Source organism: Ruegeria sp. PrR005 (genome assembly GCF_010500245.1).
GTDB lineage: Bacteria > Pseudomonadota > Alphaproteobacteria > Rhodobacterales > Rhodobacteraceae > Ruegeria_B > Ruegeria_B marisflavi.
Genome location: NZ_JAAGOX010000006.1, coordinates 82,817 through 107,865, shown reverse-complemented (window position 1 = coordinate 107,865; position 25,049 = coordinate 82,817). Strand labels below are relative to the sequence as shown.

General features: G+C 57.9%; 18 protein-coding genes. 12 read left to right on the top strand and 6 right to left on the bottom strand.

The window, feature by feature from the left end:
• Nucleotides 1-205: 205 nt before the first annotated feature.
• Genes G0P99_RS04570 through doeA form a run of 3 tightly spaced genes read right to left on the bottom strand, consistent with a single transcriptional unit; the run spans nucleotide 206 to nucleotide 3,760 of the window.
• Nucleotides 206-1,576, bottom strand: a complete 1,371-nt coding sequence (locus G0P99_RS04570; protein ID WP_164128153.1) for an aspartate aminotransferase family protein — start codon at nucleotides 1,574-1,576, stop codon at nucleotides 206-208.
• 15 nt (nucleotides 1,577-1,591) lie between these two features.
• Complete coding sequence (gene doeB / locus G0P99_RS04565) at nucleotides 1,592-2,581, bottom strand: N(2)-acetyl-L-2,4-diaminobutanoate deacetylase DoeB (RefSeq protein WP_164128151.1); 990 nt, start codon at nucleotides 2,579-2,581, stop codon at nucleotides 1,592-1,594.
• Nucleotides 2,582-2,584: 3 nt separating this feature from the next.
• A complete protein-coding gene (gene doeA, locus G0P99_RS04560) occupies nucleotides 2,585-3,760 on the bottom strand; it encodes an ectoine hydrolase DoeA (protein WP_164128149.1) in 1,176 nt (391 codons plus the stop codon).
• Nucleotides 3,761-3,879: 119 nt separating this feature from the next.
• Between doeA and G0P99_RS04555 the strand changes: the two genes are divergently transcribed.
• The 3 genes from G0P99_RS04555 (at nucleotide 3,880) to G0P99_RS04545 (ending at nucleotide 7,577) form a co-directional block, all read left to right on the top strand.
• A complete protein-coding gene (locus G0P99_RS04555; protein WP_164128147.1) occupies nucleotides 3,880-4,338 on the top strand; it encodes an Lrp/AsnC family transcriptional regulator in 459 nt (152 codons plus the stop codon).
• 97 nt (nucleotides 4,339-4,435) lie between these two features.
• The gene (locus tag G0P99_RS04550; protein WP_164128145.1) at nucleotides 4,436-6,361 is read left to right on the top strand and encodes an acyl CoA:acetate/3-ketoacid CoA transferase; all 1,926 of its coding nucleotides are present in this window, start codon (nucleotides 4,436-4,438) and stop codon (nucleotides 6,359-6,361) included.
• 331 nt (nucleotides 6,362-6,692) lie between these two features.
• Complete coding sequence (locus G0P99_RS04545) at nucleotides 6,693-7,577, top strand: HAD-IIA family hydrolase (RefSeq protein WP_164128143.1); 885 nt, start codon at nucleotides 6,693-6,695, stop codon at nucleotides 7,575-7,577.
• Between the two features lie 129 nt (nucleotides 7,578-7,706).
• Here the strand turns inward: G0P99_RS04545 and G0P99_RS04540 are convergent, their stop codons facing one another.
• The gene (locus tag G0P99_RS04540; RefSeq protein ID WP_370462701.1) at nucleotides 7,707-8,303 is read right to left on the bottom strand and encodes a MarR family winged helix-turn-helix transcriptional regulator; all 597 of its coding nucleotides are present in this window, start codon (nucleotides 8,301-8,303) and stop codon (nucleotides 7,707-7,709) included.
• Here G0P99_RS04540 and G0P99_RS04535 point away from each other — a divergent pair.
• Both G0P99_RS04535 and G0P99_RS04530 read left to right on the top strand, forming a co-directional pair.
• A complete protein-coding gene (locus G0P99_RS04535) occupies nucleotides 8,302-10,233 on the top strand; it encodes an FAD-binding monooxygenase (RefSeq protein WP_164128141.1) in 1,932 nt (643 codons plus the stop codon). The genes G0P99_RS04540 and G0P99_RS04535 overlap by 2 nt on opposite strands.
• A gap of 852 nt (nucleotides 10,234-11,085) precedes the next feature.
• Nucleotides 11,086-14,577, top strand: a complete 3,492-nt coding sequence (locus G0P99_RS04530; protein ID WP_164128139.1) for an Ig-like domain-containing protein — start codon at nucleotides 11,086-11,088, stop codon at nucleotides 14,575-14,577.
• A gap of 486 nt (nucleotides 14,578-15,063) precedes the next feature.
• Here the strand turns inward: G0P99_RS04530 and G0P99_RS04525 are convergent, their stop codons facing one another.
• On the bottom strand, nucleotides 15,064-16,815 hold the full coding sequence (locus G0P99_RS04525; RefSeq protein WP_164128137.1) for a hypothetical protein: 1,752 nt from the start codon (nucleotides 16,813-16,815) through the stop codon (nucleotides 15,064-15,066).
• 158 nt (nucleotides 16,816-16,973) lie between these two features.
• Between G0P99_RS04525 and G0P99_RS04520 the strand changes: the two genes are divergently transcribed.
• From G0P99_RS04520 to G0P99_RS24420, 7 genes are all read left to right on the top strand, one after another.
• Nucleotides 16,974-17,207: a hypothetical protein gene (locus tag G0P99_RS04520; RefSeq protein WP_164128135.1), complete on the top strand. Its 234-nt coding sequence runs from the start codon at nucleotides 16,974-16,976 to the stop codon at nucleotides 17,205-17,207.
• Between the two features lie 78 nt (nucleotides 17,208-17,285).
• Nucleotides 17,286-18,197 (top strand): hypothetical protein, encoded by a 912-nt coding sequence (locus G0P99_RS04515; RefSeq protein WP_164128133.1) that lies wholly within the window; start codon nucleotides 17,286-17,288, stop codon nucleotides 18,195-18,197.
• Between the two features lie 84 nt (nucleotides 18,198-18,281).
• The gene (locus G0P99_RS04510; protein ID WP_164128131.1) at nucleotides 18,282-19,676 is read left to right on the top strand and encodes an amidohydrolase family protein; all 1,395 of its coding nucleotides are present in this window, start codon (nucleotides 18,282-18,284) and stop codon (nucleotides 19,674-19,676) included.
• A gap of 6 nt (nucleotides 19,677-19,682) precedes the next feature.
• Nucleotides 19,683-20,888 carry an amidohydrolase family protein gene (locus G0P99_RS04505; RefSeq protein ID WP_164128129.1) on the top strand — a complete coding sequence of 402 codons (1,206 nt, stop codon included), beginning with the start codon at nucleotides 19,683-19,685 and terminating at the stop codon, nucleotides 20,886-20,888.
• Nucleotides 20,889-21,046: 158 nt separating this feature from the next.
• A complete protein-coding gene (locus tag G0P99_RS04500; RefSeq protein WP_239059671.1) occupies nucleotides 21,047-21,445 on the top strand; it encodes a potassium channel family protein in 399 nt (132 codons plus the stop codon).
• Between the two features lie 98 nt (nucleotides 21,446-21,543).
• A complete protein-coding gene (locus G0P99_RS04495; RefSeq protein WP_164128127.1) occupies nucleotides 21,544-22,761 on the top strand; it encodes a DUF3299 domain-containing protein in 1,218 nt (405 codons plus the stop codon).
• A 5-nt stretch (nucleotides 22,762-22,766) separates the two neighbouring features.
• Nucleotides 22,767-23,081, top strand: coding sequence for a hypothetical protein (locus G0P99_RS24420; RefSeq protein ID WP_203582970.1), 315 nt, complete (start codon nucleotides 22,767-22,769; stop codon nucleotides 23,079-23,081).
• Nucleotides 23,082-23,357: 276 nt separating this feature from the next.
• Here G0P99_RS24420 and G0P99_RS04485 read toward each other — a convergent pair whose 3' ends face one another.
• Nucleotides 23,358-24,683, bottom strand: a complete 1,326-nt coding sequence (locus G0P99_RS04485; protein WP_164128125.1) for a BamA/TamA family outer membrane protein — start codon at nucleotides 24,681-24,683, stop codon at nucleotides 23,358-23,360.
• Nucleotides 24,684-25,049 lie beyond the last annotated feature (366 nt).

Below are 25,049 nucleotides of genomic sequence, written 5' to 3'. Positions count from 1 at the left end.
GCCCGCGACAAAAATGATCGCCCCGGCCCGATTACGCCCTCCAATAGGTCGCCTACGCGTGAAACTAACCAAGGGCGTCAACGGCCGGAAGAAGCACAATGAAACTTGTTCAGCCCACCCTGATACCCCTTACCAATGCTCGTGTCCGAGGCAGCGACGCGGTGCTGGGGGTTAAATGCGCGGACACCCTTTTGCCAGTGATTGTTTAACCTAATATCGCTTTCACTGCATCTGCAGTGGCTGCCACGACGGTGTCCACTTCGTCCTGCGTGATGCAGAACGGAGGGGCGTAACCGATGATGTCGCCCTGCGGCATGGCCCGGGCTATGACGCCAAGTTCGGACATCCTGGCTGCAATTGCCGGGCCTACCTTTCGCTGGGGGTCGAACATGCGCCGCGCAGCGCGATTTTCGACAAACTCGACCGCACACATCAGTCCCTCGCCGCGGATATCGCCCACGTTGGGGTGTTCGGCCAAAGCCTGCGTGAGGCCCTTCTTCAGGGCCTGCCCCATCCGGCCTGCCTTTTCGACCAATCCCAGGTCGTCGATCAGTTTCAGATTCGCCACACCGGCAGCCGCACCGATAGGATGCGCCGAATAGGTCCAGCCATGACCGATGGGGCCGTTTTCATCGGTACCCTGCTCCAGCACCTTCCAAACACGATCCGACACGATCGACCCGGACAATGGCGCGTAGGCCGAGGTGAGGCCCTTGGCGATCGTGATGAAATCTGGAGAGATGCCATAGTGCGCGGACCCGAACATGGACCCGAGACGCCCGAACCCGGTTACCACCTCGTCAGCGATCAGGAGGATATCATACTTCTCCAGCACCGCTTGAATCGCGGGCCAATAACCGGCAGGCGGTGGCACGATCCCTCCTGTTCCCAGAACGGGCTCTCCGATGAAAGCCGCGATCGTGTCTGGCCCTTCGGCAATGATCAACTCTTCGAGCCGGGCGGCGCATTGGGCGCTGAACCCCTCTTCGGACAGTTCCGCCGACGCGCGTCGGAAGAAATAGGGGGCGTCCGTGTGGATCACCTGTGCAAGCGGCAAGTCGAACTTCTTGTGAAAGAGTTCCAACCCGGTCAACGAACCCGTCATTAGGCCCGAGCCGTGATAACCCCGCCAGCGGCTGATGATCTTTTTCTTTTCAGGCCGCCCCAGAATATTGTTGTAATACCAGACCAGCTTGATGTTGGTCTCGTTGGCGTCCGACCCGGACAACCCGAAATAGACCTTGGACATTCCAGCCGGCGCACGGTCCATGACCATTTTGGCCAGCGTGATCGAGGCTTCGGTGCCATGACCGACATAGGCGTGGTAATAGGCCAGTTCGCGCGCCTGATCGGCAATCGCCTCGGTGATCTCCGGCCGCCCATATCCGACGTTCACACAGTATAGACCCGCAAACGCATCGAGCATCCTTTTGCCATCGCGATCCTCGATATTCACGCCCGAACCGGTACGGATGACGCGCGACGGGGTCTCTCCGCGCGCGTGCATGGCGAGATGCGTCGATGGATGGAAAAAACTCTCCCGATCCCAGAGTGCGATCTGGTCATTCTGCAACATGATCTTTCCTTCTTTTCAGTCTTCGACGGCCAGAACGGCCAGGCAATCGCCTGCCTGACACAGGCCGGGATGGTGGCGCGCCATCAGGATACCGTCGCGTTGCGCGGTCACAGACCGTGGGGCACTGCCGGTTTGGCCGGTCTGCCAAATTCGAGCAATGGGGTCGCCGGGTCTTACGACTTCGCCCAGCGCAACAAGGTACTCGACAAGACCACCCTCTGTAGAGAAATGAAAACAGGCATCGTCAGGCTGGCTGAGATGGCGCGTGGGTGTATGCTCTGGCTCGCCCTGCATGATCCCGGCGTGGATCAAAAGGTTCCGCACCCCCTTGCGGGCGATCCTTGTGGTATATGGGGTTGCCGATCCCTGCCCGCCCAACTCGGTTGTGACAAAGGTCTTGCCCAAGCCTTCGGCGGCATCGTCATACATTCCCAAGGCATCGATCTCGCGCATTTCGACGCTGAAGGGCGCGTTGAACGCATCCCGGGCGGCGCGACAGCGCGCCTGCTGCGCCTTGTCTTCAAGGATATGCGAGGCCGCAAAAGGCAGGAAATCCAGCGTTTTGCCGCCGGAATGGAAATCCAGAACCACATCGGCCATGGGCAGCAACGTGCGCTGGAAATAGTCGGCGATCTTCTGCGTCGGCGTCCCATCCGGGGCGCCGGGAAAGGCGCGGTTCATGTTGACCTGATCCAGCGGCGAAACCCGCGTGCCCGCCAGAAACGCCGGGAAGTTCATCGCCGGAACAATGATCACGGTCCCCGTGACCTGGTCCGGCACTAGGTTATGCGCCAAATCAAAGAGCGCAAGCGGCCCTTCATACTCGTCCCCGTGGTTCGCCCCGGTCAGAAGCGCCACCGGGCCGGTTCCGCGCCGGATCACCGAAACGGGTATCAACACAGAGCCCCACGCGCTGTCGTTCCGGCTGTAGGGCAAGCGCAGATGCCCGTGCTGTTTGCCGTCTTGTTCGAAATCCACGGTCGGGGTGATCGGATTGGCGCGCATGGCTCACCCTTTCACAAAGAGTTCGCGGGGGGTGCGGCAGAGGCACTCCACCCCGGTTTCCGTGATAACAATCGGTTCCGTGATCTCCAGCCCCCCATCATCAAGCCACAAAGCGGGCATGAAGTGGAAGGTCATACCGGGTTTCAGCACACTCTTGTCGCCCCTGCGAAACGACATGGTGCGTTCGCCCCAATCCGGCGGATAGGAGATCCCAATGGCGTAGCCGCATCGGCTGTCCTTCTGGAAGCCCAGCCGATTGAGTGTCGCGTTGAAGGCATTGGCGATGTCCTCGCACAGATTTCCGGGTCGGGCCTGTTCCAGCCCCGCCTCGACGGCCTCAAGAACAGCCTTTTCCGCGTCCAGGTATTTCTGCGGCGGCTTGCCCAGGAACAAGGTGCGCGACTGCGGGCACTGATAGCGCCGATAGGATCCGGCAATCTCGAAAAACGTGCTTTCGCCAGCTTTCAGAGGTGCATCGTCCCATGTCAGGTGCGGGGCAGTCGCATCGACACCCGACGGCGCCATCGGAACGATGGCCGGATAGTCCCCCCAATACCCATCAGCTCCCGAGACCGAGGCATGGTAGATATCGGCGATCAGTTCGTTCTTCTTCAGCCCTGGTTCGGCCTTTTCCAACACCACCTGGTGCATCCGCTCGACGATCCGGGCGCCACGACGCATGTACTCGATCTCGGTGGCGGATTTCACGGCGCGCTGCCAGTTGACCAGGCCAGTGGCATCCTGGAACCGGGCCGTGGGCAGATTTTGTTGCAGGCTCAGGAACGCGGACGCGGTGAAATAGTAGTTGTCCATCTCCAGACCGATGCGCGCAACACTCAGACCCCGTTGGGCGATCAGCGCAGAGAGGTCCTCCATCGGATGTTTGGCCGGGTTTTGGACGTAAGTGTCGTCGTAACCGTGAATGTTGTCCCTTGCGAGCCACGTGGTTAGCCCGGCCCCCACCGCATCCATCGCGCGCCCCCACCAAATCGGTTCGCCTTCGAGTGCAAGAAGCACGCCTTGATGCACGTAAAACGACCAACCATCGTAGCCTGTCAGCCAGGCCATATTGGACGGGTCAGTGACAAAAATCGCCTCCAGCCCGCGCACGGCCATTTCAGCGCGCGTCTTTGACAGGCGGTCTGTGTATTCGGCTGGTGAGAAAGGCAGATCTGGCATGAATCCTCCGGCGTTCGCGATCATCTTACGGGGAAGAGCCGCATGTTTTTCGCAATTTTTAGCAAGATCCGCTTTTTTTTCCGCGCCAGTATCCAGAAGATCGGATAATTCCCCCATCCATGGACCAGATAGATCGAAAAATCCTGCACTACGTGCAACAGAACAACCAACTTACCCATGCCGAATTGTCGGACCTGGTCGGGTTATCCGCGACCTCTGTTCAACGCCGCCTGGCGCGACTCAGGGCCGACAAAATCATCACGGCCGATATCTCGGTCGTGGATCCCGAAGCAGCAGGCCGCCCGCTCTTGATGCTGGTTTCTGTCGAACTTGCGCGCGAACGCGCTGACATCATCGACCGTTTCAAACGCTCGGTCCGTAATTGTGCCGAGGTGATGAGCGCCTATTACGTAACCGGGGAAACCGATTTCGTCCTGATCGTCAGCGCGACAAACATGGCCGACTACGAAGCCTTCACTCGAGAGTTCTTTTACGATAATCCCGACATCAAGGGGTTCAAGACTTCTGTGGTCATGGATCGGATCAAGGCGAGTTTCCACCTTCCCCTATTGGAATGACGCACAGGTCACCCGTGGTCGCCTGTCACTTCTAAGCCTTTTGGCACTGGACAAGTTTCCCACCGGCGGAAACCATGATCTTGAGGAGGACAGGTCTATGCGAAAGAAGGTCATCTCGGGCAAGGATGCTGCCGCTTTGATCAAGGACGGCGACGTTCTCACCACCTCGGGCTTTGTCGGCATCGGGGTTCCGGATGCGCTTCTGGCGGCAGTAGAACAACGGTTTCTGGAGACGGGACACCCAAGAGACTTGTCCCTGGTTTTCGCGGCGGGACAAGGGGATGGTGGCGAACGAGGTCTCAACCGCCTCGGCCACGAAGGGTTGCTCAAGCGCGTTGTCGGAGGACATTGGGGCCTTATTCCCAAGGTGGCCGCCTTGGCGATTGAGGGAAAGATTGAAGGTTGGAACCTCCCCCAGGGATGCATCAGCCAGCTCTTTCGCGACATCGCGGCCGGGAAACCGGGAATGATAAGCAAAGTCGGGCTGGAGACATTCGTCGATCCCCGAAACGGCGGCGGAGCAATCAACGCGATCTCGATCGAACCGCAGGTCGAACTTATGACGCGCGGTGGCGAAGAGTATCTGTTCTATCCCGCACCAAAACTCACCGTTGCGCTGCTGCGTGGAACCACCGCGGACGAGTTCGGCAACATCACGATGGAGCGTGAAGCGCTCGTCATAGACAATCTTGCGCAGGCCATGGCGGTAAAGAATGCAGGCGGAGTGGTGATGGTACAAGTCGAGCGTCTGGCCCGGGGGCGCAGCCTTCCAGCTCGCGAAGTTCAAATCCCCGGCATCCTGGTCGATGCAGTGGTGGTGGCTCCGCAGGAACTGCATATGCAAACCTACCGAACGAGGTTTTCGCACGCCTTCACCAATCGCATCCGGCCGCCGGCGGGAGAGATTCCCCAGATGCGTCTGGACGCACGAAAAGTCATCGCGCGGAGATGTGCCTTTGAACTCCCGGTGAACGGGGTGATCAATCTTGGCATCGGCATGCCCGAAGGCGTGGCCTCTGTCGCGGCCGAAGAAGGTCTTCTGGATCACGTGACGCTAACGGCGGAACCCGGGGTCATTGGTGGCCAGCCAGCATCGGGGCTGGATTTTGGGGCGGCTGTCGATGTTGATGCCGTGATCCCCCAGAATGCGCAATTTGATTTCTATGACGGCGGCGGGCTGGATATGGCCTGCCTTGGTCTTGCCCAGGCTGACAGAACAGGAAACGTGAACGTTTCGCGCTTTGGCCCCCGGCTAGCGGGGGCCGGAGGGTTCATCAACATAAGTCAAAACGCGAAATCGCTGGTGTTCGCAGGAACCTTTACGGCGCAGGGGCTGGATATCGACATCGCAGACGGACGGTTGGAAATCCGGGCCGAAGGGGCATCCCAAAAGTTTCTAAAAGAGGTCGAGCAGGTGACGTTCTCGGGGAGACGCGCGGCCCGATTGGGGCGGTCTGTACTCTATGTGACCGAGCGTTGCGTGTTTCGGTTGTGCCCTGCCGGGCTGCAACTGATAGAGACAGCCCCAGGCGTCGATATTGAGCGCGATATCGTGAGCCAAATGGGGTTCCGGCCTATCATCGAGGACGTTCGCGATATGGACGCACGGATTTTCGGAACCGAACCGATGGACCTGAAACGCGAGCTTCTCCACCTTGATTTGCCGGAACGGATTGCGCTGGACGCCGCAAAAGGTCGCCTGTTCATCAATTTCGAAAAGCTGCGAGTTCGCTCGCTTGAAGAAGTGGAACAGATACGAAGGCAGGTAGAGACGGTCTGCGGTCCGCTGGACGAAAAGGTCGACGTTATCGTGAATTATGACGGCTTCCAGCTTGAAGACGAGGTTGCCAAGGATTACGCCAATATGGTCGCCAGGCTGGAGGCCCGTTTCTATCGAACCGTGACGCGGTACTCCGGCTCTGCATTCATTCGGATAAAACTTGGTGAAACGCTTGGTGCCGCCGCTCCGCATCTTTTCGAGTCACGGGAGGCCGCACAAGCGTTTCTTGACCGTTCGGGATGATCCGCAGGCGCTGCCGGACCGAGCCAGAATTGCAGACCAATGGCCGAGTTGCGTGAAGGAAACCGAGATGGGCTGCCGCGCAAAGAACACAGCGACCTCTTCACCGACGAAATCAGGGGCGGGCAGACGAACCTCCCCCCAGAAGGAAGACAATTCCCGTAAGCCCCCCACTAGTCCTCGGGCAGTCTTAAGCCAGAGCAACTTGAAATGAAATTGAGACTGGAAACCAAGGCCGCATGAGGCCACAAATCCACTAACGGATTCTCCAGAAAAGCTGGAAGGAGGTCGGGCCTCAGGTCACGATCCGAAGCAAATCGGCAACCGAGTACGCATGAACAGCATCAACAAGATTTTTGATCGTTACGAAGCCGTTAGGTTTCGCTTCCCGGACGTCAACACCCGAACCTGGACGCAGGACATCGGTTCTCTTCTTGATATCGTGACCGAGGCAGATGCTTTTGTCTTCGATGCATTCGGCGTTCTCAACATCGGAGAGACACCGATCCCAGGCGCGTCGGAGCGGCTCGACCAGCTCAGGAGCGCAGGGTGCAAGATTCGCATCCTTTCCAACGCGGCGAGTTACAACCATGAAATGGCCGTCAAAAAATTTCAACGGCTTGGCATGCGGGTCGAAGCCGATGAGATCATTACCAGCCGCGACGCCACCCTGAGGGAATTGGGGCCTGGCCTGTGGGGATGTATTGCGGCGCCATCAGATGACCTTTCGGACATTCCGACCACAGCCTGCCGGTTGGAGGACGACCAGAAAGCGTATGACAGGGTCGAAGGTTTTCTTTTTCTGTCCAGCGAATCCTGGACCAATGACCGCCAGTCCATCCTGGCAGAGTCGCTCCGGCGCAATCCAAGACCCGTTCTGATTGCCAACGCAGATCTGGTGGCACCACGCGAAGGCCGCTTTACCCTGGAACCAGGGTATTTCGGGCACCTGCTTGCGGATGGCGGAGTGACGGACATCCGCTTCTTCGGCAAACCCTTTCCCGAAGTTTACGAGATGATCGAAGGTTCTTTGCCGGGTATGGATCGCACGCGTATCGCGATGTGCGGCGATACATTGCATACCGACATCCTGGGGGCCGAGGCGCGTGGATGGCGTACGGTACTTGTGTCACGCGATGGTCTATTTGCCGGAGAAGACACAAGAGAATATTGCCAACAGGCCGATCTCTTCCCGACGTGGCGGCTGGAGGCAATCTGAGCGGTTGCCCGAGTAGGGAGCAGGACGAACTATGATGGCTGTGCCAAGCGGTTCCGTTTCCAACAAAGCTTCGAGAGACGTCCGCAGATTCAGGAACACCTTCGCGTTCCTTGGGTCTGGGTCGATCTCCTATTCTTCGCCATCCGACAAGGTGTCTGAGCCCAAGTGCACTGCCTTGGCCGCCAAACGAAGAAACTGCCTTTGTTCCTCTGCGCAAAGGCCAGTCAGGATCTCGGATTGCAGTTTCCTGATGATCGGCAATACCTCCTTGTAAACCCGTTGGCCTTTGCCTGTAATCATCACCAGACGCGCGCGCCGATCCCGCTCATTTATTGTCCGCGTGACAAGACCCTTTTGCTCCAGCCGGTCGATGACCCCACCAATTGTTGCACGGTCGTAGGCGATCATTGCGGCGATGCGCGCCTGGTCCAGGCCCGGACTGGAACACACTGCGTCAAGCGCGGCGAACTGGACCGGCGTAAGATCGTATCCTGTCTCCTGCATGCGCTGAGAGAAGACTTGAGTGGACATTTGGTTCAACCGACGGATCAGATGGCCCGCCATGCCAGTAACAGTCATTTGGAAATTTTCCTCGCTGAAGGCTCCAAAAGGGATCCTCGCGACTTTGGCAAAAGGAAAAAGGTATGTACACATATCTTTTTCCTGAATATAATAAGTGCAGATACTAAATTTCGAGTCCGATGCATCGGTGTGGAGGAAGACCATGCAATACTATGTCGACGGATTCAGACCAGGGGATCCTGACATCAAGGCCCCTGCCCCGAGCCGCGATCAGCCGCACAACGATACCGTTCCAAAGACTGTCGACGTCCTGATTGCGGGCTGTGGTCCAGCCGGATTGTGTCTTGCCGCGCAACTGGCGGGTTTTCCAGAAATCACTACGATGATCGTGGAACCCAAACCCGGCCCCATGGAAAAGGGCCAGGCCGACGGCGTGAACGTCCGCTCGATGGAGATGTTCCAGGCGTTCGGCTTTGCCGAAAAGATCAAGCGTGAAGCATATTGGGTCAACCAGACCACGTTCTGGAAACCGGATCCGGCCAACACCGACCACATTACCCGCGTCGGGATCACCCAGGACGTGGCAGACGACCAGTCTGAGATGCCACACACCATCGTCAATCAGGCGCGCATCCATCAGCTCTTCCTCGATGTCATGGAAAACTCGCCCACCCGGCTTGAACCGCACTACGGGCTGCGCGTGATCGACCTCAAGATCGAGACCGACGCCCAGGACCATCCGGTGTCCGTGATCCTGGAACGTGTTGATGAAGATGGCAGCGCGGGCGAGAGGGTGACGTTACGCGCAAACTATGTCGTCGGATGCGACGGGGCGCGCAGCAATGTCCGTAAGGCGATTGGCGGTAAGCTGCATGGAGACGCCGCACATCAGGCTTGGGGCGTGATGGATATTCTCGCCAATTCCGACTTTCCCGACCTGCGCCGGAAATGCCTGATCCAGTCGACGAAGGAAGGCAATGTGCTGATCATCCCGCGCGAGGGCGGCTACATGTTCCGGATGTATGTCGAACTCGACAAGCTGAACCCGGACGAGCGGGTGTCGAACCGCAACCTGACATCGGACCACATCATCGCCGCCGCCAACCGGATCATGCGCCCCTATACCATCGATGTGAAGGAAGTCGTCTGGTGGTCGATCTACGAGATCGGCCATCGCCTGACGGACAAGTTCGATGACGTCCCGGAGGAGGAGGCGGCAACCCGCACTCCGCGGGTGTTTACTGCTGGCGACGCCTGCCACACCCATAGCCCGAAGGCCGGTCAGGGCATGAACGTATCCATGGGCGATACGTTCAACCTTGGCTGGAAACTTGCACACGTGCTGACGGGGCGGTCTGACGCGCGCCTTCTGCACAGCTACTCGGCGGAACGCCGCGAAGAAGCAAGGCGCCTGGTCGAAACCGACCACAAATGGGCGCGGATCATGAGCGCCCCTCCCGGCGCGTCCGAGATCGACGGCACAGACATGCCGCGCTTTCAAAAGCAGTTCATCGAGAACCTGGAGTTTACCGGTGGGCTCGCCGTACGATATGATCCGTCGGAACTCACGGCCGAACCCACGCATCAGCATCTGGCCACGGGCCAGACCGTAGGGAAACGGTTCCATTCCGCGCCGGTCCTTCGACTGTCGGATGCCAAGCGGCTGCAACTCGGTCACGTGGCCGAAGCGGACGGGCGGTGGCGCATTTACGCCTTTGCCGGACGGCAGGATACCGGAGCCGAAGGTGGCGCGATCCACGGGCTTTGCACTTGGCTTGAAAACGATCCCGCCTCTCCGGTCCGGCGCTTTACACGCGGGAACGAGGACATCGACGGGCTGATAGATCTACGCGCCATATTCCAGCAGGAATTTGAATCCCTGAAATATGAGGACATGCCGACCCTGCTCAGACCTGCAAAAGGCCGCTATGGGCTGCACGACTTCGAGAAGGTGTTCTGTGTCGATCACAAACTGGGCGCCGACATTTATGAGATGCGCGGGATCGAACGGTTGGATGGGTGCATGATCATCGTTCGGCCCGACCAATATGTTGCGCATGTTCTGCCCTTGGGTGGATACGAAGCGTTGTCCGGGTTCTTCGGTGCGTTTCTCATACCGCAAGACCAGAGGTAAGCGTCCATCGCAAAGGGTGCTACCGGAATGATAGGAACAGATCTTATCGGGAGCAGCGCGCAACCTGTGGGCCAGAAAGAACGAGCGATGCCCGAAAGAGAGGTGACCGGCGTGCAGCCGAGTGAGCCCGGCACCCATTGCGACCCAACCCGGTTCGCTTGGAAGAGTTATCGGCAAGCGCTCGCCTTGGGGTGGTCTCGCTGGATTGGCAATCCTTGAAACCGGTCCAGGGCCGTTCACTTGCCGACGCAACGACGCTAGTACAGATGGATTAGTCCAACCGGTCAAACCCGGTGCGTTGAGGCAGAGGAAACCAAAAGTATCCCGAAACTGCTCGGCAGATACAGAGGGAGCCATCTAGGCCACCAGAAACGAACTGCTTCGTGGTTCACTTCCATGCCGCACGGATGCAGAACTTCTTCGACGTTTCGTCACAACCGCCGAAATCTGACGAACAACATCACGGCCAGCTGAATGGCTTCACGCCTCGATCGGAAGCAGCGAGAGGGGGGCGGATATGTATGACCAAAGAACAACGACCCGCCCTGCCCTGCCCTGCTCATGCCAATTCCTTTACACTCCGGCTCAGCCGAAACAGTCTGTCCTCGAAATCGATCCAATAGCATCAAAAGTGGGCTTTTTTACTATTCTACTCAACTCTCCCAATCACCAATGGTCGCAAATTTCGCCCTAAAGAGGGTGTTCCCGTCGTTTTCTTCCAAAGTCGCTGCGAAACCTTGGAAATTATTAGAAAACCTGTGGTAAACCAAACCACTGCGCTAGGTACTCTCCTGATCGCGCCAGCGATGGCCGGACAGTGTCGAGCGGGAAAATCCCGGGGGGGGGATCGCTATGGGAAGTACATCGTCGTCGGCCGTTTTTGCGGCCGCTCTGGATCCATTGTCAGGCATTTTGAGAATTTTCTACGACGGGTTGCTGAATCCCTTGACACTCATTGTCGAGATGGCCGCACCACAACCGGGTCAGCCGCAGGCTTTGAGTGTTATCCTGGAAGGCGCGAACATTCGATCATTCGACCTAAACGATGTAACCAGCATCGAAATCAGCCTTGCGCACACGGGTCTCAAACCAAACGGACGCACTCTGAACGACCGCATCTCGATCGCTCAGCACATCACCCTCCCGGTGACGATGAATTACATTGACGACAGCGGTAACGTAACTTCGGAATTTCGCGGCGGTGGAGGCGACGATTCCTTTGTTGGGAGCGATGGACGCAGCAGTCTTTTCGGCTATGGCGGAAACGACAGCCTGTACGGAGGCATTGGGAAGGACAAGCTGTTTGGTGGAGCCGGCAATGATCATTTGGCCGGTAACGGCGACAATGACGTTCTCGGCGGCGGCGGCGGTGACGACATTCTCTTCGGCGGCACCGGGCATGACAGGTTGTTTGGAGGATATGGAAACGATCAGCTGTCTGGCGACGATGGCAACGACCTGCTCAGTGGCGGCGTCGGCAACGATACCCTGTCGGGCGGCGCGGGCAATGACAAGCTGTTTGGCAGACAGGGCGACGACCTCCTGTCAGGTGACGATGGCAACGACCGAGTCCACGGCCAGAATGGTAACGACACACTATCAGGTGGAGATGGCAAGGACTGGCTTCACGGCGGCAGAGGCGACGACTTCGTCTCTGGTGGGGACGACAGGGATACCCTGGTTGGCGGCGATGGAAAAGACACGCTAGTTGGTGGCGCGGGCAACGATGTCCTCCACGGCGGACTGCGCTTTGACGTCGCGATCTTTGGCGGCTCTGTATACGACTATGACTTCACCGGTGTTCGACCGCACAGATTGTCAAACCTTGTTTACGTGGCTGGTGCAGACGGACGCGACAAGGTTCTTCATGTCGAAGCGCTGGAATTCGAGGATTACACCTATTTCATTGACGGTCGGAACAATGCCCCCTTCACCCGACCTGATGTCGACAGAACCGACGAAGACACGCCGATCAATCTTGCACATATTCTGGCAAACGATTTTGACATAGACCGTGACCCCTTCCGGATCACGCGAGTCGAAGCCAGCGGATCCGGCGCGACGGTTTCCATCGCGGCGGACGGAACGGTCGACTACAGCCCTGTGGGTGCGTTTGACTATCTCGCACTGAACGAGAGAGGCTACGATACTTTCATCTACACGGTCACGGATTCCTATGGCGGCGAAAGATCCGATACAGTGACCATCGAGATCGAAGGCCGGAACGACGCCCCGGCGTTCGTCTCGTCGCAGTCCGATACCGGCGGACGCCTAGTGGAAGGCAACAGCACATCGATCTTGTCTGAAGGTGGAAGCCTGACCTTCGGCGACAAGGACACCAGCGACACCCACTATGCAACCAGCGCCTTTGTGCCGGAAAGTTCCGGAAGCAACCCGCCGATAGGGGCATTCACCGTCAATACGATCTATCAGCCCGATGGCAGTTCCACGCGGATTGACTGGACCTATGATGTTGCCGATGCCGCGATCCAGTTCCTGGCCCAAGGTCAGACCCTGGTGGAAACCTTCAGCACTACGGTTCACGATCCACATGGCGGCACCGACACGATTGACACCCGCATAACTCTTGTCGGCACCAATGACGCTCCCGTCGGGTATCTTGATACTTCGGCGGTGGTTGCCGAAGGTCACGCGGTCTCTATCGACGTATTGGCCAATGACACCGATGTGGACACCGGCGCGGAATTGGCACTGGTCAGTGCCAGGATCGTCTCAGGCGGTGGCACTGTCGAAATTGTTGGAAACCAACTCCGGTTCGACACCGGTACCGCCTACGAGGCACTCGGGTTGGGGCAATCCGGGGAGGCGGTGATAGAATATGTCTTGCAAGACGAATTCGGCGCACAGGCGACGTCGGCAGCCTTTGTCCGAGTAAATGGTTTGGCAGATGCGGCTACTGTTCAGGCCTTGACCCCCTTCACCCCCAGCATGAGCGTCGACTATGCAACGCGGTGGCATTTCCAACGTCTCGCGGAACAAGGGTATTCAAGTAGCTGGAACAACGGTGCGACTCAGTCGGTCAACGGCTATCATGCCGGCTTTCAGACCCAGACCGGGAACCAGTCCATGTTTGGATTGGGAGTGGGCGGAGTAAACTTCGCTACTACGGGAACGGTATCGCGCGACCCGGTCCTGAAGAGTTTCAGCTTCAATCCCGGTTTCGACTTCGAACTTGTCAGCGCAAGCTTGGGAATTTCGGCTACGGCCGATGCCATCCTCGACCTTAGTTTCTCGCCCTCGACCGGCTTTTCGGCGGGAACGGTTTCGGGAGCGATTGGCGTGAATACCGGGATATCCGGGGTCTCGGAGGTGGGAGGCTTCACGCAACTGCAAACAAGTTCGTCAGTTGTCGGCGCAGCAGTCACGCAGACTCTGCCGCAAACGATGACCTATGGAGTTGATGGCGCAATCGACGCAGGTTTCCAGGCTGGAATGAGCTATTCTGCGGCTGTGCGCGGGCCTTGGATTCCGACCGACCTGGAAGGTGGAGGTTTCTATCTGCCGGATTATGCATCGGCCGGATCGATCTTCAGCGAGAGCGTTATAGGAACCGGCAGCTACAACCTGATCAACGGTTCGGTCGATCTCGGCACCAATACCGGAGCGGTCAACTTCGCCGACAACCTGCTTTCTCATACGGTATCGGAACCGATAAACGCAGACTTGGGCAGCGTGTCCTTTGGCGGTGCGGGCGTCGTCACGACCACCAATCTTGCCGATGGCATAAGGGTGACAACTGTAAAGGACCTTGTGGATATCGGCGTGGACGTGGACGACATGCTGTCGTTCATACCGCAACTGAAAGCGCTGCAAGCCTTGGATGGAACAATCGTAAGTGGTCCGGCCACCGGAACTTATGTCATGGCCGATATTGATTACATAACCGGGTTCGATCTATCGGTCGACTCGAGTTTGTCGGCACGCTACTCGGTTGATCTTCTGTTCAATCGCCCGGTTTACATCGAAGGCTTCGCGGATCCGGTGATCGCTTTGCGCAATGCCGACTGGAACAACCTGCCCGGAATCCGCGCCGCCGTACCAGGACCTGTCACGGTTACCCCGGTTTTCAATTCGCAGCTCGATTACACGTCATTGATCGATGTGATGCATACCGGAACCCTAACTTTGAATCTTGGAGGTCTGAGAGGTAGCTTCGACTTGGACATTGCGGATATCGAAATTCACGAAAGCGCCAGCTTTGGCCCGCTTCTCAGCGAAACCATTCCGCTGTTCAACTCGGACATGGCCGACATCGCCGATCCCAACTTCTCCGTAGTGAGTGTCGACCAGTTCCAGGGGGACAGCTTTGGGCTATTTGCCTGACGGCGCCCTTGTTAGGAACCGATCTTTGGCGGCACCTTTCGACCGGGTTTCCGGTGCGAAGCCGCAAAACAGTTTCTGACTGGCCCCGGCTACCCATGAACAGCAGGACCTATGCGCAATAGAGCCGACGCCACTCGAACAGAGAGGCGTCGGCTCTGTTACAAAAGTGGATCCGGGATAGATAGGGAGCTTTCCGACGAATAGGAACCTGTCTTAGGATTGACAAATCGCCTCTCGGCAATTCAGCGCGACAATACGCTCCTCACCACCCAAGCCCGCCTGGGCGATCCTGATCTCATCCTCGGCAGAGCGGCGTTTGTGCTTCTTGCACTTGAAACCCGTGATCGACCTGTCCGCGGCGCCGTTCGATGCTCCGGATCTCTTCTTGATCTGCACCCCATGGCGGCTTCGATGATCCAAAAATCCTCCGTCGTTCAAACACCTGGATCAGCCCGGTAGGCGCTGACGTCGGACAATGTCCATATCCTACTCGCCAAAAGCCGCGCGTGCGTCGGAGAGGCCCTTGTAGACGGCTTCGACAAGGACCGGAGGCATGTTGTGCCCCTCGAGCCAAGCCTTCGGGTCGTCAGCAAGCGGTGGATCGAGTTCCGCCATTCTCAAATATGCCTCGCGAGCGGCCTGCTCATTGGAGAGTTTTCTGTGGGCGATCACGAGGAGTGCCTGTCCGAATGACCAACCATCGCCAGAGCCGCGTTCTGCGGCCCACAGCAATTCCGACCACTCGTTCTTGATGAGGTGATCCGCTGCCAGCAGATGAAAGTAAAAGGGCGGCGGCGCCACTGAGCGTTCTATCGCGCGACGCATGATGGGCACGCCGTCGTCGAACCGCCCGGCAACCCCGTAACGAATGGCGAGGTTGGCAAGGGCAGCCGGATCGTTCGGGTTCACTTCCACAGCCCGACGGGCAAACTCGATGGAACGTTCAATGTCGCCTGCATACTGCTCGACATGCGACATCGCCTGGAGCGCGTCGGTATCCTGAGGGTCTAGATCGAGGGCGCGGCTTGCGGCCTGACGCGCTAGGTCGAATGCCGCCTCCCTCGACAGGTTCTGCTCGTGGCCAAAGCGCGCGGCATCGTTTCGCAAATAGGCAAGCATCGCCCAGGCGCGGACATAATCGGGGTCTTCGCGCACCGTCGCTTCCAGACAGTCCCGCGCAGCTTGATACTCATCACGGTGATATGTACGCCGGTAGATCTGTGCGCTTGCGACACAGGCGAAACCTCGAAGGCTTGGATCATTTTGATCTGGTAGCCTTGTGGCGCGGACATCGCGGAGCGCGTAGCCATACTGCTGGCCAATTGCAGCGGCAATATCGGATGAGATTGTATCCAGAATACCCGTGATGCTCAGGTTCTCTGCATCACCAATGTAGCGTTCGCTCCACAAAACCTTGGCGTCGTGCCGGCGAAGGAGCTCGGCGCGAATAAAAAGCCTTCCCTCTTCTCGCCAGACATCGCCGGTCACCGTGAATTCCGTCTTGATAGCTTGGCCCTTCGGTGTGACACCTCCAGCGGCATTCGTGCTCTTGTCATGCGACAGATGCACGGCAAGGTCGGGAAACCTGATCAAGGCCGCCGCAACTTCGTTGGTCAGCCCGGATGTAACGAGCGCTTCGATCTCGCCGCTTGTTCTGACACCGAATTCTTCGACAAGAATCGCGACGCTTTGATCTGAGACGACGTTGCTCTTCGATACGCCGCTTTCGGGTCGCATGGTCCAGAGAAACAAAGCCGCCACAAAGGCCGCGCCAGCAGCGATGATTATCCCTGGGCCAAGCGTGAAACGTTTGTTCAGGCCGGGTTCACGATCACCAGTGCGATCAGACTTTACCGCAGCAGGCTCCGCCCAGGGCACAACACCTTGTTGTACATCGAACTTGGGACAATAGCGACCCTTGGGGATGCTGATGCGGATGGGGTCATCCCTGCCGCTCTCCGCATAGTAGTTGTCGAGATCCCGACGAAGCTTGCGCGCTTCCAGACGCACGACAGGGTCCGACTGCTGGTCGAAATCGGACCCGCGCCCAAAGACGGCCATGGCGATAGTCGTCGCCTTAAGCTCTCCTTCGCGGCCGGCCAGGCTTTCCTCGACGACATAACGCAGCATTTCGCGCCGACGATCACTCGACTGCAACTCTGGAAAGCCGAGGATTCGGTCAAGCTGCCGACGGATATCCTCGGCAGAGATTGGCGTTGGATCAATGGGTTCGGGCATGCAAGAAAATGGGAGGTTACTCGGAGGTTCGGCCTCAAGATAACACGAAAATTCCAATGGTTAACAGCGTGACCGAGCAGCACATCCCTATGTTGCTACATGTTTGAACGTGCCCCACGACGGGCAGTACCAGCTATAGTGGCCCGGGAGAGAGCCACATGACAAACAAATACGTTCAGGCGTTGATCTTGCGATTCCCCGCACTGGGACCTGTGATCACGCAGCTGCATCGCGACGATCCAGACTTCCAATCGATTTGCGAGGAGATGGAAATTGCAGATCTGGCACGCGAGCGGTGGAGAGATCTGCCGAGCCGCGCCGAAGAGTATCAACTCATCATGGAGCGTCTGGAGAAGGAATTGCTCGACGTTACCAATCGCAGCATCGGTTGACGGCGATATCGAACAATAAGCTGGATAGTCCGGCTTGTTGTGAATAACCAGAAATGTGCAAAGGACTCAGACATAACGATGGCAAATTTAAATTATTGGACGCCCCTTGCGCGTTGCGGTGCGCCCAATGCAGCGGGTCTGTTTCAACGTTCGCTTTTTGGGTGCATTGTCTTGACGCTCGCCTGTCTGGCTTTGCCGTCGAACGCCCAGGACGGGTCCAACCTCGATCAGGTTCAGAGAGAGGTCGAGGAGATCAACAATGGGACGAACCCAACCCTGCTGACGACCCAGATGGGCATCCAGTACCAGTTCAACCAGGTCAACTCCAACCTGAACACAGGTCTGCTTGAGCTGTTCTATACTAGGCCAATCGGGGATGGCAGCAAGGCCTTGCGGTTCACAGTCCCGTTTTCCGACAGCCCCTTTAATGCCAGCCCGTTCCTGGGCGACGCGGCTGCTTCGGCGGCGCTGAACCCAAATGTTGGCGAAGAGTTGCGGCTGGGGGATATCAGCATCACGTATATTGACGTGTTCTATCTCACCAAGAGAAACGGCGCCGCTTTTACATTCGAGGTGTTTCTGGATACGGCTGAGACAGACTTTGCCGGATACGGCCAGTTGGCGGCAGAAGCGTCAGCCTTTTATGCATGGTTCCTCGACAGCGGCTCGATCTTCGCTCCTGCCGTTGTTCACACCTTCGGCCTTGAGGGAGGGAACAGACAGGGCGCAAACGTCAACACTACCACGGTCGACTTCTACTATGTTCCAAAGCTGAAGAATCGTCGCTTTTATTTGACATTCGACCCGGCGATTATCCACGATTGGGAAGCCGGCAAGACATTTGGCAGCTTTCAAGTCACTGCCGGGATGCTGACGGGCAAGGCCTTCGGGGGAGACGGTCAAGTCTATGTCAAACCGGGCATTCTCATTGGCGGCGACAGGCCAGCCGAATGGTCGATCCAGGTGGGATACAAGGTTCTCAACTTCTGAAGACCCGAAACCCATTGCAAACACCGCTTCAAAGAGAACGAAGCGACCCTATCAAAAGTTCACAACATATCGAGGACACATACAGTGAAAAATCATACTCTGACTGTTCTTCTAAGCACTACGCTCGCCGTTTCGCCAGTTGGCCTCGCCGCGCATGAGGCCAATCACGCCGTCGTACCCGCCGGTGTTGTCGGAGACATCGAAACCACCACGGTCAAGATGAGGTTCGACAACGTGGTGATCCGCGGCGCGCAGGTGTTCAACGGCTGCGATGAAGAGCTTGCGGATGTCGATGTTCTGGTCAGCGGGAAACTGATTTCGACCATCGGCGCCGATGTCAAGGCGCCGGAAGGGGCCTTCGAGATCAACGGTGAAGGCTACACTCTCATTCCCGGCCTGATCGACGCGCATTGGCATGGCATCTTTGCAGAGGCGACGATCGGTCAATTGGCGCTGACCGGCGAGGGATACTGGAACCTGCTTGCGGCCAAGGCGCAGAACAATGCCCTGTCCCGCGGCTTTACCACCGTGCGCGACACCGCCGGGCCGATGTTCGACATCGCCAAGGCCACGAACGAGGGCCTGATCGACGGGCCGCGGGTGTTCCCCTCGGGACCGGCGCTGTCGATCACCGCGGGTCACCAGGATTTCCGCCTGACGCGCGAGGTGCCACAGGCTGCTGGCGAGTTGCACACTTTCGAGCGCGGCAACATGTTCTACATCACCGACGGTGTGCCGGATGTTCTCAAGCGTACGCGCGAAAACCTCATGCAAGGGGCGACGCAGATCAAGTTGATGGCGGGCGGCGGCGTCACCTCGGCCTATGACCCGATCCACACGATCCAGTTCACCGACGAGGAGTTCAAGGCCGCCGTAGAGGCGACCGAAGCCTGGGGCACCTACGTCACAACCCACGCGATCAACAACGAGGCCGTAGTACACTCCATCAAGAACGGGGCGAAAAGCGTTGAACATGCGCACATGTCCACTCGCGAGACCCTGGAGATGTTCAAAGAACACGACGTGTGGCTCAGCATGCAGCCCTTCCTTGACGACGAAGACGCACCGGCCCTGAACGAATTCCAGAAGGCCAAGTACAAGTTCGTGACCGATGGCACCGATTTCGTCTATCGCACCGCCAAGGAACTGGGCCTGAAGATCGCGTTTGGGACCGATACGCTCTTCAGCGCGGACCTCGCCAAACGGCAGGGCGCTGTGCTTGCCAAGATGCAGCGCTGGTTCACACCCTATGAGACGCTGAAGATGGCCACCTGCGACAACGCAGAATTGCTCAAGATGTCGGGGCTGCTGACGCCCTACCCGCTCGGCCCGCTGGGTGTCATCGAGGAAGGCGCCTATGCCGACATGATCCTGGTCAATGGCAACCCGCTGGAAAACCTCGACCTGATCAGCGACGCAAAAGCAAACTTCGGCATGATCATGAAGGATGGCATCATCTACAAGTACGACATGGAGTGACCTGACGTGCTTCGCAGAGCCCTGATCACCTCTGCCCTTGTCCTCGCGGCTGCGGCCGCGGGGGCGCAGGACGATCCCGTCCGGCCAATCGTCATCCCCAGCGTCAACGTCGTCGACAGGCTGAACAAGGCGCTCATCCAGAACGCCAGTGTCGTCACTAATGGAAACCTGATTGCCCAGAACACGACAGAGGAAGTGGCAGTTGCCGGCGGGCGGGTCATCGACGGTGGCGGGCGCACCATGATTCCGGGTCTGACGGATTCGCACTGGCATATGAGCCTTGCAGAGCTTCCGCAGACCGCAGCCTTGTTCGGCGATTCATTCGAAGTCGGTGCGCGGACTGTGATTGCAGCCGAGCGAACGCTGATGCGCGGTTTCACCACTGTACGCGATCTTGGCGGCAATTCCTTTGCCGTCCACAAGATGATCGACCGCGGCGAAACGCACGGTCCACGGATGCTGGTCTCTGGCCCGCCGCTCAGCCAGACAGGTGGGCATTACGACTATCGCCTTCCCTTTGAGGTACCTGCGCCCGCAGGCGACACGCTTGACTACTGGGGGCGCAATGGCCTCGTTGTGATCGCTGACGGTGTCCCTCTCGTACAGCAGCGCGCGCGGGAAGTGTTCCGCATGGGGGCCGCGCAGTTGAAGATAGCCGTGGGTGGCGGTGTCGCCTCTGTCTTCGATCCGCTTGATGTGCGGCAGTATTCGATCGAAGAGATCAAGGCCGCCGTGGATGTCGTCGAAAGCTACAACATCGGCGTCGCCGCGCACGTCTATTCCGATGAAGCCGTGCAGATGGCGGTCAAACCGGGGGGCAAAAGCATTGACCACGGGTTCCTTCTGGGGTGCGAAACGCTGGGACTGATGAAGGAAAATTGCGTGAATATCGCGTTATTCTCCAACGCGCTTTTCGACAAGGAAACGACGGATCGTCAGGGCAAGTTGTTGACCAAGCTTGAGCACTTGGGTTTCACGCCATTCGAGTCGCTGAAGATGGCGACATCAGACAACGCCGAACTCTTTGCGTTGGCTGGACCGCGGCATCCCTACCAGGAAGGCCCGCTAGGTCAGCTGACCGTGGGCGCCTACGCGGACCTGATCCTGGTGGACGGCAATCCGCTGGAAGACCTGAGCCTGATCGCCAATCCATGGGACAAATTTGACCTGATCATGAAAGACGGCGTGATCTACAAGTCCGAGATGGATTGACATGATCGGCCAGCCTAGAGACTTCGCGCTTTTGCATTCATTTCTTGGACGCCATTCAAGCCGGTGGAGAGAAATAGGGTTAACCCTGTTCCAGGACATCCCCAGCCGCTTCGTGGCTGGGCGCACCTCTCGTTCCGACCCCTCAGGTTTCTGGATTTATGCGCAAGTTTCCATCTCGTTTGACCGACCGCCGGCCAGAAGAGACGGTTAATCGTATGTTGTCATTTGCATTGACCGTAGTTCGGCTGCTCAAGGCACTGGTTCGTTCGTGGAGAGACGAGACGTTTCGGGCGACCTTTGCGGTTGCGATGATCATGCTCCTGAGCGGCTCGGTTTTCTATCGCCAGGTTGAAGGGTGGTCGTGGATCGACAGCCTGTATTTTTCGGTCACAACGATGTCGACGGTCGGTTTTGGCGATCTCAGCCCGACTACTTCCGCCGCGAAGCTGTTCACCGTATTCTATATCTTCGCTGGCGTCGGCATTTTCGTCGCACTATTCGCCCAATTGGCACGGGCGCTCATCCGATATGACCCGGGCAAAAAGGATGGACCATGACCAGAGATAATGGACCAGTTCCAAAGAAATCCGTTTTGCACAGTTTTTTCACCACCTGCCCCCCCGTACGTTTCGCCCTCTTTGCCAAGAGTACGACAATGGCCTGGTGGATCGCTCTATCGTGTGTCTGGGCGTCCCTTGTCCTGCCTGACAGCGCTTTTGCCGAGCCTGTTGAATTAGCCCGATGGGGGGCACTGGCCCCTGCTACAGAACCGTATGACGACCCCTTTCTGGAAATGTCATACCAGCAAAAAGATGATCTTCGGACGGTACTCGAAGCCGCTGGCCAGGCCGGCAATGCCGAACTCGAACGACGCTCGCAAGAAGCCCGGGGGCGGTTGCGCGACGATGGCTACGACGCTGACCAGCTGTTGGCCCAGCGGCTTGTCGTTATGGAGAAGCGCCGCGAAGAGGCGACCGGCGTAACAGGGCGGTTTCTGGGGCGCGAGGTGCTTGTCGATGGCTACGTCCTGCCCCTACAGGCCGCAGACGGCCGCGTTCACAGCTTTCTGCTCGTTCCGTGGGTGGGGGCGTGCATCCATACGCCACCTCCACCACCCAACCAGATGATCCGAGTCGACGTTCCTGACGGCCTCGAAATCGACAAGACATTTCATGCAATTCGCCTGCGGGGCGTTCTTGAACACAAACCGACTGTCAGCAATCTCTTCCTTGTCGACGGGCAAAGGGTGGTCGAAGCCTCCTACACGCTCACCAATGCGCAGGCATGGGGCGAACCGGGCGAGATTTCGGTCGCCGCCGAGGCACCGGTCGACGGCAACCTTTTCGCGCGGGCGCAAATCTGGATAAACAATCTTTTCACCTCGGCCATGCGCTCTATCGAGGATGGGCGGTCATTCGGGGCCGCCGGATTCGCCTTGATGGTCGCATTCCTCTACGGCACCCTGCACACCTTGGGGCCAGGACATGGAAAGGCCGTTGTGGTTTCTTACTTCATCGGAGAAGGCGGTAGCCTTCGCCGCGGCATCCTGATGGGAAGCCGCATCGCGGTTTTCCACGTCGTCTCGGCCGTTGCCGTGGTCTTCCTCCTTGATCTGGCCGTGCGGCAGACAACCGGGGCGGCCCCGTCCGACTATCGGCTCATCCGGCTTGGCAGCTACGGATTAATCGTTTTTATCGGGGCAACAATGTATGGCAGGCGGCAAAGGCCTTCGTTCATCAACGGCGGCATCATGCCCACGGGCACGACACCCACAAGGGATGCGCCGCCTGCTCTGCCGCCAGCGCGTCCTCAAACCGGTCTGGCGCCTGGATCGCACTTGCTGTGGGCGCGGTTCCCTGCACAGGGGCGCTGATCGTGATGCTGTTCGGTCTTGCGAATGATCTGCTGGTTCCGGCAATCCTGATGGTGATCGCGATATCGGCCGGGATGGCCGTTGCCATGTCCATGATCGGGATGGCGGCAATCTGGGGTCGGGCCGCGCTCGAACGCAGGGCTGGCACCAACCCGGGCCGAAAATCGCGGTTCGAAGCAGGGATACGCCTCGCAGGGGCAGGTTTTGTTCTGCTACTCGGCTTGGCACTGTTTTTGACCTCGTGGTCCCGACCTACCGGGACGGGCCCCGTGGAGACCGGGGTCACGCTCGCGGAAACACGCATATCAAGCGATATGTGAAGACCCCGAGCCGGCTAGCCGAAGCGTCTCCCCGTCGCGCTCTCAATAGGCTGGTCGCGCCGCGGTTTTGCTTAGGCAACTGCGATTTACACCTTGATTGCCGGATTGCGGTTCCCGCGCAGACATCTGGTCTCGATATGCGGCTTGCTCATAGCGACATGCCGCTGTTTGCCGGAAAGGCCGATTGTCCCAGTTGATCAGGTTTCCTCGGCCAGTTTTTTTCTTACAAGGCGTTTGGTATTGCCGGAGTTTACTCAGCCACCATCATAGGTGAAATCAAAACCGTTGCCCAAGAGAGAGGTATAGAAACGCTTCACCTTGATCGTTGACCGCGTAATCAACAGCGTAGTCCAACCCGAATTTCTTGGCGATACGATACCTCAAGCCTACGCCAGCCGCGGCTCCGCCGTTTTTCGTCGAAATGGCGCTGATGCTTTCACCGCCGCCGCCAAGACCGGCAAACGCGACATAACCGAAACGTTCAGAGACGCGGCCTCGATACTCCACTTGGGCAGAGGCAGACCAGTTTTGTAAGTTGTCCAAAGTGCCAAATCCACGCAAGCCGTCAGAGAAACCAACACCGCAAGAGTCAAAGAATGGCGCATCACTGCCAGCACCGCAGACAGAGGCAATGACGGCAAGAACACCGCGTTCCCCAATCGCGTTGTAGGTAGATGCGGAAGCCACGCCTTTGTAGTAACTTCTGTCCGATATCGTAAGCAGGTTTCCGAATGCCTGATCCGTGATGCCCGCGCGCGAGATCTTTCCCGAGATCAGTACGCCGGTCGTCGGATAGAAAGTGTTATCTCGCGTATCCCAAGTTGCATGTGCGCTGAATTTGACCAACTCGACGTCCAAATCAGGCCGCAGATCAACTGGAAAATCACTCACACGCAGAGTGCCCAATCCAATCGACGTGTCGAGGTATCCCAGGTTGAACCCGATATTCAGTTGATCCGTAACGTTATAGCCCAAGATGGCGTCAACCGCTTTGCCGGATTGCGTGAGTGGCAACTTGAGCCTGCCAACGGGCAACGTGTAATTGACATCTGCGGTGCCGCCAAAAAGCCCGAGCGTCCAGCGCCCGTTGCCGAAGTTAACAAGCCCACCGCCACCGTAGCCGGTGCTTCCATTATCGGTCTTCAGCGTCGCAACACCGACCCCTGATGGCTTTGATCCAGGGAGGGTAAAAAGATAACCCGCGCCCAAAGAAATTCCGTTGCCGATCACATCGTTGCTGAAAGGGATCGGTGCGATGACCAGCGAGCCGCTTCTAAGGCCGACATCCGTTTGAGTTGCCGCGTCAACAGCGGTATTGCGTTGTTCGAAGAACGGGTTCTGCGCAAGGGCAGCGCCCGGTAGGCAACCCGTGATAAGGATCACCCGTAGCAAGGTGTTCGCTGCACCGGCAAGGCTAGCTCTGTCGCAAAAAGGAACACCGGAACGGAATCCCGATCCGTGCTTACGTGCAAGAACGATCAAACGATCAATCAACAAGACAAGTGCCCCTTTCAGTCGCAAGTAAAGTGTCAGCGAAACTGAATGGAAACAAGCCGAACCCCCAAGAAAACCACGGTTTTCGGTGGTTTCCTTGAACGGCATGCTACTTCGTCGCCTGAATCTGTCAGACAGCTTCTGTCTGGTCTCGGTTTCCCCTTTTCTCCGCGTTGTAAGGGGAACAAAGTCCAGGCCATTCGGGCAGAGCAGTGTTGCGGATCAGATTGCTGCTGGTTCAATCGTAGAGGCAGCCTGCCTGTTATGCGACGACCTCTTCGGCGTACCACTGCCATTGATACCTGGTCACAGTCATTCACCCACTGACGCCAGCTTAACGATGCAACCGTCGGCCCAAATCCGTTCCATCAGAACCCGGTATTTCATAGCTGATACCGATGACGCACTCGTGCAGCAGGCCGTCGACGTTTCATAGCGAAAACCGGAGTCCGACAGCCATCGCAACCGCCCGCC